Source organism: Thalassospira sp. HF15 (genome assembly GCF_011806525.1).
Classification (GTDB): Bacteria; Pseudomonadota; Alphaproteobacteria; order Rhodospirillales; family Thalassospiraceae; genus Thalassospira.
Genome location: NZ_JAAVKI010000008.1, coordinates 129,802 through 147,178 on the forward strand (window position 1 = coordinate 129,802; position 17,377 = coordinate 147,178).

At 53.6% G+C, this 17,377-nt stretch carries 15 protein-coding genes; 11 read left to right on the top strand and 4 right to left on the bottom strand.

The annotated features are described in order from the left end of the window. Positions 1-73 precede the first annotated feature (73 nt). Entirely contained in the window at positions 74-2,734 is a 2,661-nt protein-coding gene (ppdK, locus tag HED22_RS17450; RefSeq protein WP_167724638.1) for a pyruvate, phosphate dikinase, read from the top strand. A gap of 63 nt (positions 2,735-2,797) precedes the next feature. On the opposite strand, the gene HED22_RS17455 is transcribed toward ppdK, so the two are convergent. Then, a complete protein-coding gene (locus HED22_RS17455; protein WP_167724640.1) occupies positions 2,798-3,475 on the bottom strand; it encodes a hypothetical protein in 678 nt (225 codons plus the stop codon). A gap of 128 nt (positions 3,476-3,603) precedes the next feature. Next, positions 3,604-4,518: a folate-binding protein YgfZ gene (locus HED22_RS17460; RefSeq protein WP_167724642.1), complete on the bottom strand. Its 915-nt coding sequence runs from the start codon at positions 4,516-4,518 to the stop codon at positions 3,604-3,606. Between the two features lie 160 nt (positions 4,519-4,678). Between HED22_RS17460 and HED22_RS17465 the strand changes: the two genes are divergently transcribed. The 9 genes from HED22_RS17465 to HED22_RS17505 all read left to right on the top strand — a co-directional run bounded on the left by HED22_RS17465 (position 4,679) and on the right by HED22_RS17505 (position 14,202). Further along, entirely contained in the window at positions 4,679-5,707 is a 1,029-nt protein-coding gene (locus tag HED22_RS17465; RefSeq protein WP_254870260.1) for a glycosyltransferase, read from the top strand. 3 nt (positions 5,708-5,710) lie between these two features. Beyond that, on the top strand, positions 5,711-6,682 hold the full coding sequence (locus tag HED22_RS17470; RefSeq protein ID WP_167724646.1) for a glycosyltransferase family 9 protein: 972 nt from the start codon (positions 5,711-5,713) through the stop codon (positions 6,680-6,682). Beyond that, on the top strand, positions 6,675-7,439 hold the full coding sequence (locus HED22_RS17475; RefSeq protein ID WP_167724648.1) for a glycosyltransferase family 2 protein: 765 nt from the start codon (positions 6,675-6,677) through the stop codon (positions 7,437-7,439). The genes HED22_RS17470 and HED22_RS17475 overlap by 8 nt, the downstream gene beginning before the upstream one ends. 24 nt (positions 7,440-7,463) lie before the next feature. Continuing rightward, positions 7,464-8,489: a glycosyltransferase gene (locus tag HED22_RS17480; protein WP_167724650.1), complete on the top strand. Its 1,026-nt coding sequence runs from the start codon at positions 7,464-7,466 to the stop codon at positions 8,487-8,489. Further along, positions 8,489-10,252, top strand: coding sequence for an asparagine synthase (glutamine-hydrolyzing) (asnB, locus tag HED22_RS17485; protein ID WP_167724652.1), 1,764 nt, complete (start codon positions 8,489-8,491; stop codon positions 10,250-10,252). The genes HED22_RS17480 and asnB overlap by 1 nt, the downstream gene beginning before the upstream one ends. A 98-nt stretch (positions 10,253-10,350) precedes the next feature. Continuing rightward, on the top strand, positions 10,351-10,659 hold the full coding sequence (locus HED22_RS17490) for a hypothetical protein (protein WP_167724654.1): 309 nt from the start codon (positions 10,351-10,353) through the stop codon (positions 10,657-10,659). A gap of 14 nt (positions 10,660-10,673) precedes the next feature. Continuing rightward, positions 10,674-11,054, top strand: coding sequence for a DUF1232 domain-containing protein (locus tag HED22_RS17495; protein WP_368484515.1), 381 nt, complete (start codon positions 10,674-10,676; stop codon positions 11,052-11,054). A 95-nt stretch (positions 11,055-11,149) separates the two neighbouring features. Beyond that, positions 11,150-12,148, top strand: coding sequence for an MDR family oxidoreductase (locus HED22_RS17500; protein ID WP_167724656.1), 999 nt, complete (start codon positions 11,150-11,152; stop codon positions 12,146-12,148). 89 nt (positions 12,149-12,237) lie between these two features. After that, on the top strand, positions 12,238-14,202 hold the full coding sequence (locus HED22_RS17505; protein WP_167724658.1) for a response regulator: 1,965 nt from the start codon (positions 12,238-12,240) through the stop codon (positions 14,200-14,202). Positions 14,203-14,313: 111 nt separating this feature from the next. On the opposite strand, the gene HED22_RS17510 is transcribed toward HED22_RS17505, so the two are convergent. Then, complete coding sequence (locus HED22_RS17510) at positions 14,314-14,967, bottom strand: response regulator transcription factor (protein ID WP_167724660.1); 654 nt, start codon at positions 14,965-14,967, stop codon at positions 14,314-14,316. A 291-nt stretch (positions 14,968-15,258) separates the two neighbouring features. Next, positions 15,259-16,002 carry a putative metalloprotease CJM1_0395 family protein gene (locus tag HED22_RS17515; RefSeq protein ID WP_167724670.1) on the bottom strand — a complete coding sequence of 248 codons (744 nt, stop codon included), beginning with the start codon at positions 16,000-16,002 and terminating at the stop codon, positions 15,259-15,261. Positions 16,003-16,236: 234 nt separating this feature from the next. Between HED22_RS17515 and HED22_RS17520 the strand changes: the two genes are divergently transcribed. Next, on the top strand, positions 16,237-17,268 hold the full coding sequence (locus HED22_RS17520; protein WP_167724673.1) for an NAD-dependent epimerase: 1,032 nt from the start codon (positions 16,237-16,239) through the stop codon (positions 17,266-17,268). Positions 17,269-17,377: the final 109 nt, after the last annotated feature.

Consider the following 17,377-nt stretch of genomic DNA (forward strand, 5'->3'; position numbering starts at 1 on the left):
CAGGTCAAGGTTGCGGGGCTTTCCCCATCCGGGGAGGCCCATCGGGGCCTCGATCAGATGAGGAAAAGGCAAGATGACCAAATGGGTTTACGGTTTCGGTGGCGGTAGTGCCGAAGGCCGTTCGGATATGCGTGAACTTCTGGGCGGCAAGGGTGCGAACCTTGCCGAGATGAGCAACCTCGGACTTCCTGTCCCGCCCGGCTTTACCATTACAACCGAAGTGTGCACGGCGTTTTATGACAATGACCGTGCCTACCCGGATGGTCTGAATGCCGAGGTCGAAAGTGCCCTCGCTGCCGTTGAGAAAATCGTCGGCCGCACATTCGGCAACGCCAATGACCCGCTTCTGGTTTCCGTGCGATCCGGCGCCCGTGCCTCTATGCCGGGCATGATGGATACGGTCTTGAACCTTGGTCTCAATGACGAAACTGTCGAAGGTCTGGCAAGCGTTTCGGGTGACCGTCGCTTTGCCTATGACAGCTACCGCCGCTTCATTCAGATGTATGGCGACGTCGTTCTGGGTGTTGACCATTACCACTTCGAAGACATCCTTGAGACCGTCAAGGAAGACAAGGGCGTTACCCTTGATACCGACATGAGTGCCGATGACTGGGCCGAAGTCGTTGAGGCCTTCAAGAAAAAAGTCAAAACCGAACTCGGCGAACCGTTTCCGCAAGACCCGCGCGAACAGCTTTGGGGCGCGATTGGTGCCGTGTTTGGCAGCTGGATGAATGCACGTGCCAACACCTATCGCCGTTTGCATAACATCCCGGCCAGCTGGGGCACGGCGGTGAATGTGCAGGCCATGGTCTTTGGCAATATGGGCGACGACTGTGCCACGGGTGTCTGCTTCTCGCGCAATCCGTCGACCGGCGAAGACCGGTTCTATGGCGAGTACCTGATTAATGCGCAGGGCGAAGACGTGGTTGCCGGTATTCGCACACCGGCCCCGCTGACCGAAATTGAAAAACAGGAATCCGGTTCGGACCTGATTTCGATGGAAGCCGCGATGCCGGTTGTCTTCAAGGAACTTTGCGATATCCGCGAAAAACTTGAATCCCATTATCGAGACATGCAGGACATGGAATTCACCGTCGAGTCCGGCAAGCTATACATGCTCCAGACCCGCGCGGGCAAACGCACGGCAAAGGCAGCTTTGCGCATCGCGGTTGAAATGTGCCGCGATGGTGTGATTTCCAAGGAAGACGCCATCAGACGCGTTGACCCCGCACAGCTTGACCAGCTGTTGCATCCGACCCTTGATCCCGATGCCGCCCGCAAAGTTGTCGGCATGGGTCTTCCGGCATCACCCGGTGCGGCATCCGGCCAGATCGTCTTTTCTGCCGAAGTCGCCGAAGAATGGGCTGGCAAGGGGCGCAAGGTGGTTCTGGTGCGTATCGAAACCAGCCCGGAAGACATCGCGGGCATGCATGCTGCCCAGGGCATCCTTACGTCGCGCGGTGGCATGACCAGCCACGCTGCCGTGGTTGCACGTGGCATGGGTACGCCCTGTGTTTGTGGTGCTGGTGCGGTCAAGATCGACTATGCCAACAAAACCATGATGTCTGGCGGTGTCACCCTTAAGGAAGGGGACGTGATCACCCTGGATGGCGCCACTGGTGAGGTCATGTTGGGCGAAGTTGCAACGCTGAAACCCGATCTTTCAGGTGATTTCTCGCAACTTATGGAATGGGCGGATGCATTGCGCCGCCTTACAATCCGCACCAACGCCGAAACCCCGGAAGAAGCGGAAACCGCCCGTGGTTTTGGGGCCGAAGGTATTGGTCTTTGCCGGACTGAGCACATGTTCTTTGATCCGGAACGCATCATTTCCATGCGTGAAATGATCCTGGCGGAAACCGAGCAGGGCCGTCGTGCGGCACTGGCAAAGCTTCTGCCTTATCAGCGTCAGGACTTTATTGATCTGTTCCGGATCATGAACGGACTGCCGGTTACCATTCGTTTGCTTGATCCGCCACTTCATGAATTCCTGCCCCACGGGGATGCTGAAATCGCCGAAGTGGCTAATGCCGCGGGTGTGTCTGAGGCCGTCGTCAAGCGCCGTTTGCTTGATCTTGCCGAAGCCAACCCGATGCTGGGACACCGTGGGTGTCGTTTGGGGATCAGCTATCCGGAAATCTATGAAATGCAGGCGCGCGCGATCTTTGAAGCCGCGATTGAAGTTTCAAAAGACGGTGGTGACCCGGTCATTCCGGAAATCATGATCCCGCTGATTGTCGGCAAGAAGGAGCTTGAAATCCTGAAAGCCGCAATCATCAAGGTCGCAGCCGAAGTCGAAGACGAAAAAGGTGCCAAACTGAAATACCTGGTCGGCACCATGATCGAATTGCCGCGTGCTGCCCTTCGGGCCGGTGAAATTGCCGAGGAAGCCGAATTCTTCAGCTTTGGCACCAACGATCTGACCCAGACGACCTTTGGTCTGTCACGTGATGACGCGTCGCGCTTCCTTGATACTTATATCTCCAAGGATATCTTTGCCGGTGATCCGTTTGTGTCACTGGATCAGGAAGGGGTTGGTGAGCTGGTCAGTATCGCTGCTGAACGCGGTCGTGCAACGCGCGCTGATATCAAGCTTGGTATTTGTGGTGAGCATGGCGGTGACCCGGCATCAATCGCCTTCTGTGAGGCACAGGGACTCGATTACGTATCATGTTCCCCCTATCGCGTGCCGATTGCACGCCTTGCCGCCGCACAGGCAGCCCTTGGCAAGTAATCGTCACAGGTAATATCGAACTGTGAGCGAAGACAAAGACGGCAACGGGAGGTCCCGTTGCCGTTATTTTTTGCCGGATGGTGCTGATGGATCGTTGCGTTGGGCAAGGTGTTTCATCACCAGCATGCCGCCAACCGACAGCCCCAGAAGCAGCAGGATAATGCCGCCAATCTTGAAGAGCTTTTCATAAAGAAGACGGTCGTGATACTCCGCCTCGCGCAATTCTGTAAGATGTGCAATCACGGCATCAAGCTGCGCACGGTACCGTTCTTCGGGCGCAAGCGTGCTTTCGTAGCGTACAGCACGCAACAACATGTTCAACCGATCAACCGCATCAAGGTAGTTTTCCTCGGTCTTTCGGGCTTGTTCGATTGTCGGTCTGAGTGCCGGTTTTTCTTCCGGGCCAAGAAAATGACCCGGATAGTCCTTAAGGTCAGGCCAATAATTTCCAATGCAGTCGCGCACATTGGTGACAATTGAGCCACACGGAACAATTTTCTGCGGATAGAACCGAAGCAGTGTACCAAGCGCCATCTGCTTGATCTGGTGACCCTTGCGATTATAGGCCTCGGTGATTGTGGCCAGTTCCTTTTCGGCCTCGGCAATTGACATGTCGGAAACGGCGACGTCGCTTAAATCGGGTGCACGTTGCTGTGCCGCGGCAATAGCAGGCAGCATGGCAAGCGCGCAAAGCGCGGCCATCAAGCCCCGGACAAAAAGGACCCCGTTCCACAGTTTCATCGCAGTTCCCAATTTTTCTTTTCTTCTAACATAGGGACTGTTGGTGCGTTGCAACAGGTTTTAACGAAAAACTGGCCCGGCAGCGCGGAACCCGTTTGAAACGTAAATTTTGGTTCTGGGCGTCGAAATCAGGCCGCATTTTCCGGCAACTGAACCCAATCAGGTACAGAAACCGTGACCTTGGCATCACCAGCACGCAGATCCGCATCGTCTTCAACCCGCTCAAGCCGGATCAAGGCCAAGCCAACGTCACCATGGACAGATCGAATGATCCCGGCTTCTTTGTCGCCATTCATGATGGCGTCGCCAACATTTGGTGCCGAACCATCGAACTTGACAGGTAACAGGCGCTTGCGCACCAAACCGCGATATTTGGTCCGGGCTGTAAGCTCCTGACCCATATAGCAGCCCTTTTTGAAATCGATACCGCCAAGCTCTTCAAAGCCGCTTTCAAGCAGGATGGATTTTTCGACTTCCAGTTCTTCACTGCCATTGGGGACGCCAAGCGAAACACGCATCTGGTGATAGGTTTCCACATCACTTTCCTGCGCACCTATTGCGGCCATTTCGGCAAGCGCATTTTTGGGCAGAAGGACGCGCGCCCCCATCGCGGCAAGGCGGGGGTCAACTGCCTTGATGCCATCGGCCATGTGTGCGGTTGCGCCGGGTGTTGCATCCAGTGACAGGGAGGAAAGGGCATCCTTGCCAAAGACGGCTATGACCTCATAACTGTCGCTGACATCGGTCAGTTCTGCCTTCGCGCGTAGTTTATACATACGAAGCTTTTTGAACAGGTCGGCCGCACGCGCGCCATTTTCGCCGCGCTCGCATTCAATCAGCAGGCTGTCTTCATCCTGGTGATAGACAAAGAAATCAAACAGGAATTTGCCCTGTGGCGTCAAAAGCGCGCCATAACCCGATTTCTCGGCCGATATGGTTTCGATATTGTTTGATACCAGCCCTTGCAGGAAGCTGACCCGGTCCGGGCCGCTGACACGGATCACCGCGCGATCCGGTAAAAGGGCATAGAAAGTCTCACTCATGATATTTATGGCTCCGGTAAATCGGAATTGTTGGGCGAAATGTGGGGCAATAGTCGAATTTTCGCAAGACCTGTCTGTGCGGATAAAGGCCATGTAAGTTATAAGAAAACCCTTCATAAAACGCCGTCGAACGGATAGAACCAAACTTATGAAAATCTTGATGCTTGATCAGTCTATCGGCTTTGATCCAAAGGATCGCGAAGCCCGTCCGCTCGGAACATGTCAGCGTGCTTTCATTGCGTTGGCAGAGTCCCTTGTTGCCCGTGGTCACAAGGTCGAGGCGCGCCGCAATGGCGGCATCGACAAGGACATGCACGGTGTTGCCTGGCGACAGCTTGATGCCGAATTGCCGCCGTTCGGTGGCGATGCGGTCAATACCGTGATTGTCTGGCGCGATCCGGCATTGCTAAGCCACGTCTCGGTACCAGATGGTGCAACCGTGGCATTGTGGTTTGATGGTGATCCGGCGCGGCTGAATGCCGATGATGTACGTTTGGTTCTGCAGGAAAAGAAAGTTCAGGTCATCTTTACCGATGATGCGCAGGCAAATGCCTTTGATGCCGAACTTGCCAAAAAGCCGATGGTGGTCAAGCCAGGTGCAACAACATCCTTTGTCATGGCATCGAACATGCACTGGGCGTTTGAATCGCGCGATGAATTGGCCGTCACCGTTGCCAACAGTTCGACCGGAATTGCCCAGATCATTCGCATTTGGGAAACCTATGTCGCGCCCAAGGCGCCGAATGCGATCCTTGAAGTCTACGCTTATGACCTGTTCAGCGCCATGGCAGGTGAAAATGACAGTGTGTCGGACGACCTGCTTGATATGGTCCGATCTGCCATCGACAAGGGGGTTCGGGTCCATCATCCCAAACCCGAAGCCGATATGGCCGAAACCGTTGCCAATGCCCGTGCGTTCCTGCATCACGGCAAGTACGGCACGGATCATGTCGGGCAATGGATCGTCGATGCGTTGGGCGCAGCAACGCCGGTTGTGTCCTATGGCGGTATTGCCAAAAACCGGGTAGAGGATGGCAAGACGGGCTACATCGTTCCTGATGAGGCCGCGTTCGGGAATATCACGTCCCAGCTTCTGACCGATCGGTCGTTCTTTGCCAGCCAATCCGAAGCCGCACGCAATGATCGCCGCGAATGGATTCATGTCGCTGGTGAGCTGGAGAAACTGTAACCCGTGCGCCTGCTGTTCATTACCTCAAACCGCTTGGGCGATGCGGTGCTTTCAACATCGGTGCTGCGCCATTATGTCGAAAGCTATCCGGGTATCCGTGTGACGGTGGCCTGCGGGCCGGTTGCAGCCCCAATTTTTGAAGGTGTTCCGAACCTCGAACGCATCATCAAAATGCCAAAGCAAAAGCGCGGCGGCCATTGGTGGAAACTTTGGAAATCAGTTGTCATGAACTGGTGGGACATCATTGTTGATTTGCGCGGCAGTGCGACAGCTTATGTTTTGCTGGGGCGAAAAAGGGTGGTTTTGCCGGGAAATGATGATGATTTGCACCGTGTCGCGCAACTTGGAAAACTGATCGGTGTTGAGCCGGCTCCATTGCCAATGATATGGACCCGCCCGGAGGATGAGGCACGTGCTCAGACCCTTATCCCGGATGATGGTAGGGCGTTGTTGGCTGTCGGACCTTCTGCGAATTGGGTTGGCAAGACTTGGCATCCCGAACGCTTTGAGAAAACAATAGGGGAATTGACCAAGTCAGGCGCTGTGCTTGAAAATGCTCGTGTGCTTCTTGTCGGCGCACCGAATGAGCGTGATACATCCTTGCCTGTTATCGAGAGCATCCCCTTAGAGAGACGTGTAGAGATATTTGGGACAGAGCATCTTCTGACCGTTATGGCCTGTATTAAAAAGGCAGATCTCTATATCGGCAATGATTCCGGGTTGATGCATATGGCGGCGGCGTCTGCGCGACCTACACTCGGGCTTTTTGGCCCATCCCGTGAGGAGCATTACGGCCCTTACTCGAGATGGGGAAGGGCGGTGCGTACGGATTGGTCGTTTGATAAAATCATGGCAAACCGCGAAAGTTACTTGTCTAAAGAGAATTTGATGGAAACTTTGTCGGTAGCGAAAGTTGTCGCAGCGGCAGTTCAACTTCTTAAAGACTATCGCTTGCAGGAAACTGGCTATGAGTGACAAAAAACCGCGCATCTCCGTTGTAATCTGTGCCCATAACGAGGAGGAAAGACTTCCTTCATGCCTCGATAAGTTATCCTTCGCAGATGAAATCGTGGTCATCTGTGACAAATGTACAGACAAAACCGAAGACATCGCCAAGAGCTTTGGCGCAAAGACCGTTTTGGGAAGTTGGGACATCGAAGGTGAGCGTCGCAACCGCGCTATTGCAGAGGCAACGGGTGACTGGATATTCGAGCTTGATGCAGACGAGCATGTAAATGCAGAGCTTGCAGCAGCGATTCCCGAAGCCGTTCTGTCTGATGAGTTCGACTCTTACTTGATACCGGTCGACAATTATGTCGGAAAGCGTCTTGTTCGTCACGGATGGGGGGCTTCTTTTGGAACGTCGGCTGTTTGGCGGCTTTATCGCAGAGGCCGCAAGCATTGGGGGAACGAACGGGTCCATCCTTCCTTCGAACTGACTGGTAAAAAAGGCCCTAGGCTTGAAGGTGCCTTGGTTCATTTTGTGGACCGCAACATCTCCGATATGATTCGCCGGTTTGACAGTTACACCAGCGCGCGCGCCAACGATCTGCGTGCGGCGGGCAAGATTGGAAGTTTTGCACATAACTTCCGACGCATCATCTCACGCTTTTGGCGTTGCTTTGTCTCCCGCAAGGGATACAAGGAAGGTGGATTGGGCTTTCTGATTGCGTTGCTGGCTGCATTGTTCCCGATGGTGTCGTACCTCAAGGCACGCTATGACGATGAGTAACTTACATGTGCCGGAGAACTGCTGATGACCATGCTGCTGCAAACCATGGCCGGAAGCCCTTTCGGCGGCGCGGAGGAGTTCTTTGTGCGTCTGGCATGCGGCTTTCAGCGCGCCGGGATTGATCAGCATTGCGTTGTCCGAGCAAATGAAGGGCGAAATGCGGTTCTTGCCGAAAATGGTGTCTCATTTGATGAATTGCCTTTTGGCGGAAGACTTGATTTCCGAACACCTTGGGCTTTGCGTCAGCAGATCAGAAAGCATAGACCAAAAATCGTTCTGAGTTGGATGAACCGTGCCAGCCGAATGACACCATCTGGTAATTTCACCAAGGTTGCCCGGCTTGGCGGCTATTACAAGCTCAAGAATTTCAGTGATTGTGATCACCTGATCGGCAATACGCGCGATATTTGTGATTATCTGGTTCGAGAGGGCTGGCCAAAGGATCGCACCCACTATCTGCCGAACTTTGTAGACGCAAAACCTGGCACTCCGATTGATCGGTCCGAATTCAACACCCCAAACGATGTACCACTAATTCTTGGTCTGGGTCGCCTGCATGAAAACAAGGGCTTCGATACATTGATCCGGGCTTTGGTCGATGTACCAAGTGCTTACCTTTGGATTGCGGGTGCTGGCGACCTCAGGGAAGATCTGTTGAGGCTGTCTGGTGAATGCGGTGTTGCGGATCGTGTAAGGTTGTTGGGATGGCGGAGGGATGTGGCCAATCTGTTTGCGACTTGTGACGTTTTTTGCGCATCTTCTCGACACGAGCCACTTGGCAATATGGTGATTGAGGCGTGGGCGCATGGTAAGCCAGTCGTTGCACAGGCCAGTCAGGGGCCTGTTCAGTTGATTGAGCCTGGAGAAAGTGGATTACTATCGCCGCTTGAAGACGTTTCTGCATTGGCGTCTGATTTGCGCACGGTGCTTGATGACAAGGCACTTTCAAGCAAACTTTTGGCAAATGGTCGCGCCGCATTTGAAGCAGACTTTACTGAGGAAGTTGTGGTTGGAAGGTACAAGGCTTTCTTTGACGAGGTGGCATCTTAATGTGCGGAATTGCCGGTTATATCGCCAAGGACAAGCAAACCCTTGACCCCGAAATACTGGACCGTCTGCGTGATGCAATTGCGCATCGTGGGCCGGATGGCGATGGGTGTTATGTCAAAGGGCCTGTCGGATTTGTTCAGACCCGGCTTGCTATTATCGATCTGAACACCGGTGATCAGCCACTTTATCATGAAAATGGCAGTGCCCTGATCGCCAATGGCGAGATCTATAATTACCTCGAACTTAGAAAAGATCTCGGCGAAGAGGGGTTCAAAACCCATTCTGATTGCGAAACGGCCCTGCGTGTTTTCGCGCGCGACGGTGTTGGTGGATTTGATCAATTGCGCGGCATGTATGCCTTTGCAATCCATGACGTGATCGACAATCAGGTGGTGCTGTGCCGCGATCCGTTCGGAATCAAGCAGGTTTATTACGTCGAAACCCCAGAATATTTTGCCTTCGCGTCCGAGGCGCAGGCGTTGGTCGCTGCGGGCCTTGTTGGCCGGGAAGTGCGCGAGGATGCCCGTTCAGAGCTTCTTCAAGTTCAATTCACCACTGGATCATCAATGATCCTTGATGGGATCAAGCGATTGCAGCCGGGCGAAACCATCGTCTTGAAGAACGGACGTATCGTTGATCGTCGCCGTCGTCAGGTGTTGAGTGACAGCGCCGCTGTTGGCCGCAGTCTGGACAATGCCCTGTACGAGTGGGACCGGGTGTTTGAAGAAACAGTTCGTTTGCATCAGAGGTCCGATGTTGACTACGCCATGTTCCTGTCGGGCGGGGTTGATAGCGCATCCTTGCTTGGCATGATGCACCGCCTGAATGAAAGGCCGGTAACGGCTTATACGGCGGCGTTTGAGGCTGGTAGCGTCCACGACGAGCGCGAACTTGCACGTGATGTCGCCAAGGCATGCAACGCAAATCATGTCGAAGTGATGTTCTCTGAAAAGGACTTCTGGACGCTGTTGCCCGAGGTCGCATCACGCATGGATGATCCGGCGGCGGATTATGCGATTTTGCCGACCTACAAACTTGCCAAGGAAGCTGCACGCGATTTCAAGGTCGTGTTGTCCGGCGAAGGTGGTGACGAATTGTTTGGCGGCTATGGCCGCTATCGTTCGGTCATGCGACCCTTGTTGCTTGGTGGCCGTGTGATGCGCTCCAAGGGGACATTTGACAAGATTGATGTATTGCGTCCAGGTGTTCTCGACGGTTGGCGTGATGGGATCGCTGCTTCGGAAAGTCGTGAAAATCGTGGGAAACGTTCACGCCTTTCGGTCGCGCAGGCCGTTGATTGTTCTGACTGGCTGCCAAATGATTTACTCCTAAAACTCGACCGCATGCTGATGGCGCATGGATTGGAAGGGCGGACGCCTTTCCTCGATCCCGTTGTGGCAGAGTTCGCCTATCAACTCCCCGACCGTCTCAAGGTCAGGAAGGGTGTTGGCAAGTTCCTGTTGCGTAAATGGTTGGAACGCTGCCTGCCAATGGCGGAACCATTTGCCAAAAAACGAGGTTTCACGGTGCCTGTCGCGGAGTGGATATCAGGACGAGGCCAACAGCTTGGTCCCTTGGTCGCCCGACAGGCTGGCATTGTTGAAATCGCCGACTCTGAGCGTGTCGAGAAGCTGTTCAATACCCCAGGCAAACGCGAAGGTGCGGCCTGTTGGCATTTGCTGTTCTATGCGCTGTGGCATCAGGCAAATGTTCTGGGCCATGCGCCGGGGGGCGATGTGTTCGAGACACTCGAAGGCGTCTGAAAAGTTAACGCCTATTAACTTCTGCGGGAACAAAACGCTCCCTTCGGCCTTTCTTAATTGCGAACAACAATTAACAGAAATGCTGTTGGGACGTTAAAATGCTGTATCTTGATAAACTGGCAATGCTGGCTGTTCTTGGTTTTGCATTGGGTCTGGCATGGATGACGGTGCCGCCAAGTAATTTGCATGCGCGATCGATCCAAGCGATGCCCTTGAAGGGGGCTGCTGCTTTGGGCGCAACATATGAGTTTAAACTACCATCGGCTGTTCGCGCAAAATGTGCGGGAAAGTGCACCTCACTGGGTGAAAACATTGCAGAGCCGCGATATGCCGCCAATGAGCGTGAGCAGTTCGCACAGGCGATGCGGGTTGCCTATACGGCTCATGTCACGCCACTGCATCGTTAAGACGGAACAATACTGTGAAAAATGCATCAGTCTGGATGATCATCCCAAATTTGTTGCGCACCCTGTTGCGCAAGGATGTTGCATTGAAATCCAAACTTTTGCTTCTTGCTGGACTGGTCTACTTGATCAGTCCGGTTGATTTGTTGCCCGATCTTATCGTCGGCCTCGGTTGGTTGGATGATCTTGTGATTGTTCCTTTGCTGGGTTGGTTGTCCTATCGCAGCCTACCGGTCGAGGTGCAAGGCGACGTTGTGCCGAATAACCCCGAAAGCGCGAATACGTCTCGAAGGCTGTTTGTTTATCTTAGCATTCTGGCGGTTGCCGTGATTCTGATTGCCCTGATGGGTGGAGGAAATGCTGCATTTGAGCCGGCGCACGGTCCTGTCCTTGATTGAATGCCTGTATTTGTCTGGAAGGCACGTCCGGGTTTGACGTAATCAACAGCACCCCATACTCTTGATCCAGAAATCGAATAGATCGGGAGGACCCCATGACTGAACCATTCCGCGCACTGGTGCTTAACCAGAAAGAAAAAGGCGTCTCAGCAGAGTTCAAGAACCTGACCACAGATGACTTGCCTGACGGCGAGGTTCTGGTTCGGGTCAAATGGTCGACCCTCAACTACAAGGATGGCATGGTCCTGAACGGTTTGGGGCGGCTTGTAAGAAATTACCCACATGTTCCTGGCATTGATTTTTCTGGCGAAGTCGTTTCATCGACCGATGACCGTTACAAGCCCGGCGACAATGTTGTTCTTACGGGTTGGCGGGTCGGAGAGGCGCATTGGGGCGGATACGGCCAGCTTGCGCGCGTCAAGGCAGACTGGCTTGTCCCGTTGCCGGATGGGCTTGAAGCATCACAGGCGATGGCGATTGGAACAGCCGGGTTTACCGCGATGCTTGCCGTTATGGCGCTTGAAGAGCAGGGCGTTTCAAAAGACCAGGACGGAGAGGTGCTTGTGACCGGGGCCGCTGGTGGCGTTGGATCGGTCGCTGTTTCTATCCTTTCATCGCTTGGTTATCGGGTTGCCGCCTCGACAGGGCGTGCGGAAACGCATCAGTATCTTCGCGATCTCGGAGCCAGCACTATTGTTGACCGCAATGAGCTTACCGATACCAGCAAGCCGCTTCTGGCCGAACGTTGGATTGGGGCAATAGATAGTGTTGGCAGCACCACGCTTGCCCACGTTCTTTCCGAAATGAAGTATCATGGCGTTGTCGCGGCCTGCGGGCTTGCTGGTGGCCCTGACCTGCCCGGAACGGTAATACCGTTCCTGTTGCGCGGTGTGAAACTGATCGGGATTGATTCGGTGATGTGCCCCTATGAGAAGCGTGTTCGTGCATGGCAACGGCTTGCACAAGAATTGCCGAAAGATCAGCTGGAAGCCGCAACCACCAAAATTGCACTCTCTGATATCCTGCCGTGGGGCGAAAAGATCCTGAAAGGTCAGGTACAGGGACGTCTGCTTGTTGATGTGCAGGATTGCTAACATCTGCAAAACCATACAGAATCAACGGGTTTTCGACCGGCGCCAAACAGGCCGAAAACCCGTGTCTCTGATAGTTGGAAATGAATGTAATGCCTGAACAACGGTTCCGAATTCTTCTTGTTGAAGATAATCCGGGGGATGCGTTTCTGGTGCGCACGCTTTTGGAGGAAACCGGTGAACCGTTTGATATCGAACATCGAAGCGATCTTGCGTCTGCGATGGCGGTTTTGAACGACGATGGTGCCGAGGCTGCGTTTGACGTCATTTTGCTGGATCTGACTTTACCCGACTCATCTGGCGTGGAAACCATCAGCCGTGTGCGCAGCTGTGCCAACCCGGCACCTGTTGTCGTTCTTACGGGTCACAAAGACGAAGAACTTGCGTTTGAAGCTCTTCAACATGGTGCCGAAGACTATCTGACCAAGGAATTTCCTGATGGTCGTACGATTCGCCGTTCGATCCGCTATGCGATTGAACGTTCACGCGCCGAGCGTGCGCTAAAAGAAAGCGAAGAACGCTACCGCAAGCTGGTTGAGCTTGCGCCCGAGCTGATCTCTGTCCTGAGCGGGGATGAGATCGTCTATATGAACCAGCAGGGCGTGACCATACTGGGTGCGGGCGACAGTGATGCGCTGGTCGGTCGGTCCTTTATGGAAATGGTGCATCCCTCAAGCCGAGAGACACTCGAAGAATATATCTCGCGCTACCGCAACGGTTATCCGGGGCGTGCGGATTTCACGATTATTTGCCAGCGCCCGGAAGGTGAGAATGTCGAGTTGGAAGTCTCGGCCATCGCCTTCACCCATGAAGGTTTACCGGCGATGCTGATGCTGGCGGAGGACGTTACTGAAAAGCGTAAAGTTGAGCGCCAACTCGTGCAGACCTCCAAATTGGCAACGCTTGGCGAAATGGCCGCGTCCGTGGCGCACGAAATGAACCAGCCGCTTAACGTCATCCGGATGGCCGCAGACACCTGTGCCTTGCAATATGATCTGGATGCGGTGAAACCGGCCTTCCAGCGCGAAAGACTGTCGCTAATCAGTTCTCAGACAGAGCGGATGTCCGAAATCATCAAGCATCTGCAAATTTACAGCCGACCGGACGATGATGACTTTGCACCTTTTGACGTCATGAATGCAGTCGAACGCGCGGTGGACATGGTCGAGCATGATTGCCGCTTGTCGGGCATTGCCATTGATGTTGTGCCGCCGCGCCAACGCTGCTTTGTAAATGGTCGCCAGGTTCAGTTGGAGCAAGTTCTGGTCAATATGCTGAGCAATGCACGTGATGCCATCAATGAAAATGGTGATGATGCCGGAAGCATTGGCGGGTTGATCCGGGTAAGTGCAATGGTGGACGAGACTGGAAAAACGCTGAGGCTAGCCGTTAACGACAATGGCGGTGGGGTTCCCGAAGCTGCAATTGATCTCTTGTTCCATCCGTTCTTCACGACCAAGGACGTGGGCAAGGGGACGGGTCTTGGACTTTCGGTAAGTTTTGGCATCGTCGAAGCCATGGGCGGACGTATTGATGTGCGAAACGAGGGTGACGGGGCATGTTTTGAGATAACCCTTCCGCTTGCCGAGATCGTCCTGACGGAGGATGAAGACCTTGCCGATGATATGCCTGATGAAGACTGGTTGTCCAAAACCCCAGCAAATGCGGCGGCACGTGGAAACATACGCGTTCTCGTGGTTGATGACGAACTCGATGCAATGGAAATCATTTCGGGATATCTCGAAGCACAGGGCTTTAATGTGTCCGCAGCAAGCGATGGTGAAGACGCGCTGGCGATTGCGGGCATTGTCCCGCCCGATATCCTGATTACAGACATTCGCATGCCTCAAATGGACGGCAATACACTCGTAAAGGAGTTGCGTGAACGTAATCCGTCATTGCCCGTCATTGTCATGACGGGACACCCAGGAGACGCAGAAAAGCCTGTAGAAGATGAAGAGGGCACAGACGCACCGGTCATGGTGATGTCAAAGCCACTGAACCTTAAGGAGCTTTTGGGAACGCTTGACGAACTGTGTGAAGTGGTGGCGGCTTAGTTAAGGTGCCATTGCGCGTTTGGCCTAAGCCAATGATACACTGTGAAAAATAGAAAGCCCGGCTTGATGCCGGGCTTTCTTCGTAAACTGGTTCAATACTTTTGCCAGAGATCAGGCTTCCCACCCCAACTGCATGGCAATTTTGACTGCTTGCGTGCGGTTGGCCGCGCCAAGCTTCTTGAAGATGCCTGTCAGATGCACTTTCACGGTGATTTCGCGAACCGTCAGCTGTTTGGCGATTTCCTTGTTCGACAGTCCCTTGGTCAACAGGCCAAGGACTTCGCGCTCACGGTTTGTAAGCTGCCGCAAGGGATTGTCGGGAGCGAGACCATCAAGATCAATCTCGCCAGGGCGCATTTGTGTGCCATCGTCTTCAAGCAATGCCGACGGAATGTATTTCTCACCAGACAGGATCAAACGCAACGCGTTGATCAGTGACTTGCCCGAAAGTGTTTTGGGCAGATAGCCCGAAGCACCATGTTCGAGCGCATTGAGAACGTCACTGCGTTTGACAGAGCCAGAAAGAATGACCACAGGAATTTCCGGATGCTTCTGGCGCATGACGGTCAAACCGGACAATCCATTCATGCCAGGCATGTTCAAATCAAGGATTGTCAGATCGACATTGCCTTCTCCGTCCACGACGGAAAGTGCTTCTGCGAAGTCTTTCGCCTGCGCGACTTCAACTTCCGGCGCTGCGAGTTTTAGGAAGGAAGTGATCCCGTCTCTAACGAGATCGTGATCGTCTGCTAGCAGGATGTTCATTTTTATGCCGTACCTGTTCTTGTCCAAAGCTCACTGCAAAAATGGGACGAGTGACCTCGGAAACGCAATCCGCAATAAAAATACGGTTTCGCGCGATTCTGATATTTTCAATCTAGCGTCCCCCCCGGACGCGAGCGCAGCATTCAACAAAACCGTGTCCCTGTCAAACGGCAGGATAGTTTTTGATAGCGGTAACTATCCGAGTGAATAGGTATATTGACACAAGGGTAAGTATTTTGTCGCACGTCGAATAGTATATCAGGGGATCAGAGAGAACTGCGAGCGTAAAAATTACACGGTAATTGATACGTTCTGTTGTGCGCCGTTTCGAGCCGTTGCCCCATTTTGCACGGATTCTTTGGTAGTGTTCACCGGTTCAATACTATCACTGGTTGCTCTTTGCAGGCTGGCCTTGCGGAAAGCTGCCATATCCGCACCAGATGGTGCATTGGGGGCAAGCGCTGCGTTCTGCAATGTTGCCAACGCGCGATCACGATCCTCAGCGCTACCGGAGACCGAAACACTGACATCAACATGACCACCAATGGCGTAGGCATTACCATCCGGGCCAATCTGATAGGTGTATTGCGGGGCGGAGCCATAAGGTCCGGCTGCCGCAGCATGCGCTTCTTCTTCCTGACGAACGGCAGAATCTCTGGCGCGCAGTTGGTTAACCACAGCTTCTTCTGCCGGGTCGAGATCCCTTTTGGCTGAAGTACTTCCTTGGTTGGTGCCGTTTTCTTCGCTGGCATCCCTGGCTTCGCGGTATTCCGCGCGACTTATGCCACCGGCAACAGCCTGTGCTTCGGTCAGGGTACGCGGATCAACGATGCGGGTGCGCGCGCCCTCAGGTCCGGTGCCTGCAACCGCATAGGGCGATAGGCCGGTTGTGTTGCCGCCCTGACGCTGGACTTCGATGGCTTCATATTCGGCCAAAACGCGTCCATCGGCGGTTTGCGCGATTTCCCGAACATTCAGGATAACGCCCAATCCACCCCCATTTGGGTTGGCTATGGTTTGACCGGCTGAAATCATCTGACTTTACGTCGTACTCTGCATCGGAATGATCTTTATATAACGCCCCACCATAGCAGAAAATAGGGCCGGAGTCTCGTTTGCAAAACGTCCCTGATAATACAGGGTTTCGCACTTGTATTGTTACGCATGATGACTTGCGCACCCGCATCCTTGCTGGTATCAGAAATTCCAAATTTTCCAACGACGCTGCAAGCGTCGAGAACTGTAATTCAATCAGGAATCCCGCCGCACATGTCCGACTTTATCATCCCGGCCAATGAAAAGGTGCTTGTCACAGGTGCAGCCGGTTTTATCGGTTCCCACCTTTGCCTGAAACTGTTGGAACAAGGATCGTCTGTTGTCGGGCTTGATAACGTCAATGACTACTATGACGTTAATCTCAAAGAGGCGCGGCTTGCGCGGTTGGAAGGTAAACCGGGTTACAAATTCGTCCGCATGGACCTCGAAAACCGCGAAGGCATTGCTGATCTGTTTGCCACCGAGAAGCCGACCTATGTGGTCAATCTCGCGGCACAGGCCGGTGTGCGCTATTCGATCGAAAATCCGCATGCCTATATTGATGCAAACCTTGTTGGTTTCACCAATATCCTCGAAGGATGCCGGCACAACAATGTGAAGCATCTGGTTTACGCATCCAGCAGCTCGGTTTACGGCATGAATACCGAAATGCCGTTTTCCGTGCATCACAATGTCGATCATCCGATCAGCTTGTATGCGGCATCGAAAAAAGCCAACGAATTGATGGCCCACACCTATAGTCATCTTTACCGACTGCCGACGACAGGACTGCGCTTCTTTACCGTTTATGGTCCATGGGGACGGCCGGACATGGCGCTGTTCCTGTTCACCAAGGCGATCCTGGAAGGCAAGCCGATCAACGTTTTTAACGAAGGCAAGATGCGCCGCGATTTCACCTATATCGATGACATTGTCGAAGGTGTGTATCGTTGCATCTCGACCGTCGCCCGACCAAACCCGGAATGGAATTCGGCCAACCCCGATCCTGCAACCAGTTCGGCACCCTATCGGGTCTTTAATATAGGCAACAATAGCCCGGTCGAGCTGATGTACATGATCGATACGATCGAAAAGGCAATCGGTAAGACGGCAGAGAAAAACATGCTGCCGATGCAGGATGGCGATGTTCCGGCAACCTATGCCGATGTCGATGCGCTGACCGATGCTGTTGGCTTCAAGCCGGCGACCTCGATCGAAACCGGTATCGGTAATTTCGTTGAATGGTATCGCAGTTTCTACGGATAATCTGCCCGGAGATTTCCAACTCTACTTGTGAGCTCATAGTTTCCGGCTGGCCACTTTTTCGTTGCAGGTTCTCAGCTTGTCTTCGATTATCTGGTCAACTTCAGATTGC

Coding starts and splice junctions, on each gene's coding strand:
- HED22_RS17490 (WP_167724654.1), top strand. CDS start 10,351: ATGCTGTATCTTGATAAACTGGCAATGCTGGCTGTTCTTGGTTTTGCA.
- ppdK (WP_167724638.1), top strand. CDS start 74: ATGACCAAATGGGTTTACGGTTTCGGTGGCGGTAGTGCCGAAGGCCGT.
- HED22_RS17465 (WP_254870260.1), top strand. CDS start 4,679: ATGCTTGATCAGTCTATCGGCTTTGATCCAAAGGATCGCGAAGCCCGT.
- asnB (WP_167724652.1), top strand. CDS start 8,489: ATGTGCGGAATTGCCGGTTATATCGCCAAGGACAAGCAAACCCTTGAC.
- HED22_RS17515 (WP_167724670.1), bottom strand. CDS start 16,002: ATGATTTCAGCCGGTCAAACCATAGCCAACCCAAATGGGGGTGGATTG.
- HED22_RS17510 (WP_167724660.1), bottom strand. CDS start 14,967: ATGAACATCCTGCTAGCAGACGATCACGATCTCGTTAGAGACGGGATC.
- HED22_RS17455 (WP_167724640.1), bottom strand. CDS start 3,475: ATGAAACTGTGGAACGGGGTCCTTTTTGTCCGGGGCTTGATGGCCGCG.
- HED22_RS17520 (WP_167724673.1), top strand. CDS start 16,237: ATGTCCGACTTTATCATCCCGGCCAATGAAAAGGTGCTTGTCACAGGT.
- HED22_RS17475 (WP_167724648.1), top strand. CDS start 6,675: ATGAGTGACAAAAAACCGCGCATCTCCGTTGTAATCTGTGCCCATAAC.
- HED22_RS17500 (WP_167724656.1), top strand. CDS start 11,150: ATGACTGAACCATTCCGCGCACTGGTGCTTAACCAGAAAGAAAAAGGC.
- HED22_RS17480 (WP_167724650.1), top strand. CDS start 7,464: ATGACCATGCTGCTGCAAACCATGGCCGGAAGCCCTTTCGGCGGCGCG.
- HED22_RS17505 (WP_167724658.1), top strand. CDS start 12,238: ATGCCTGAACAACGGTTCCGAATTCTTCTTGTTGAAGATAATCCGGGG.
- HED22_RS17460 (WP_167724642.1), bottom strand. CDS start 4,518: ATGAGTGAGACTTTCTATGCCCTTTTACCGGATCGCGCGGTGATCCGT.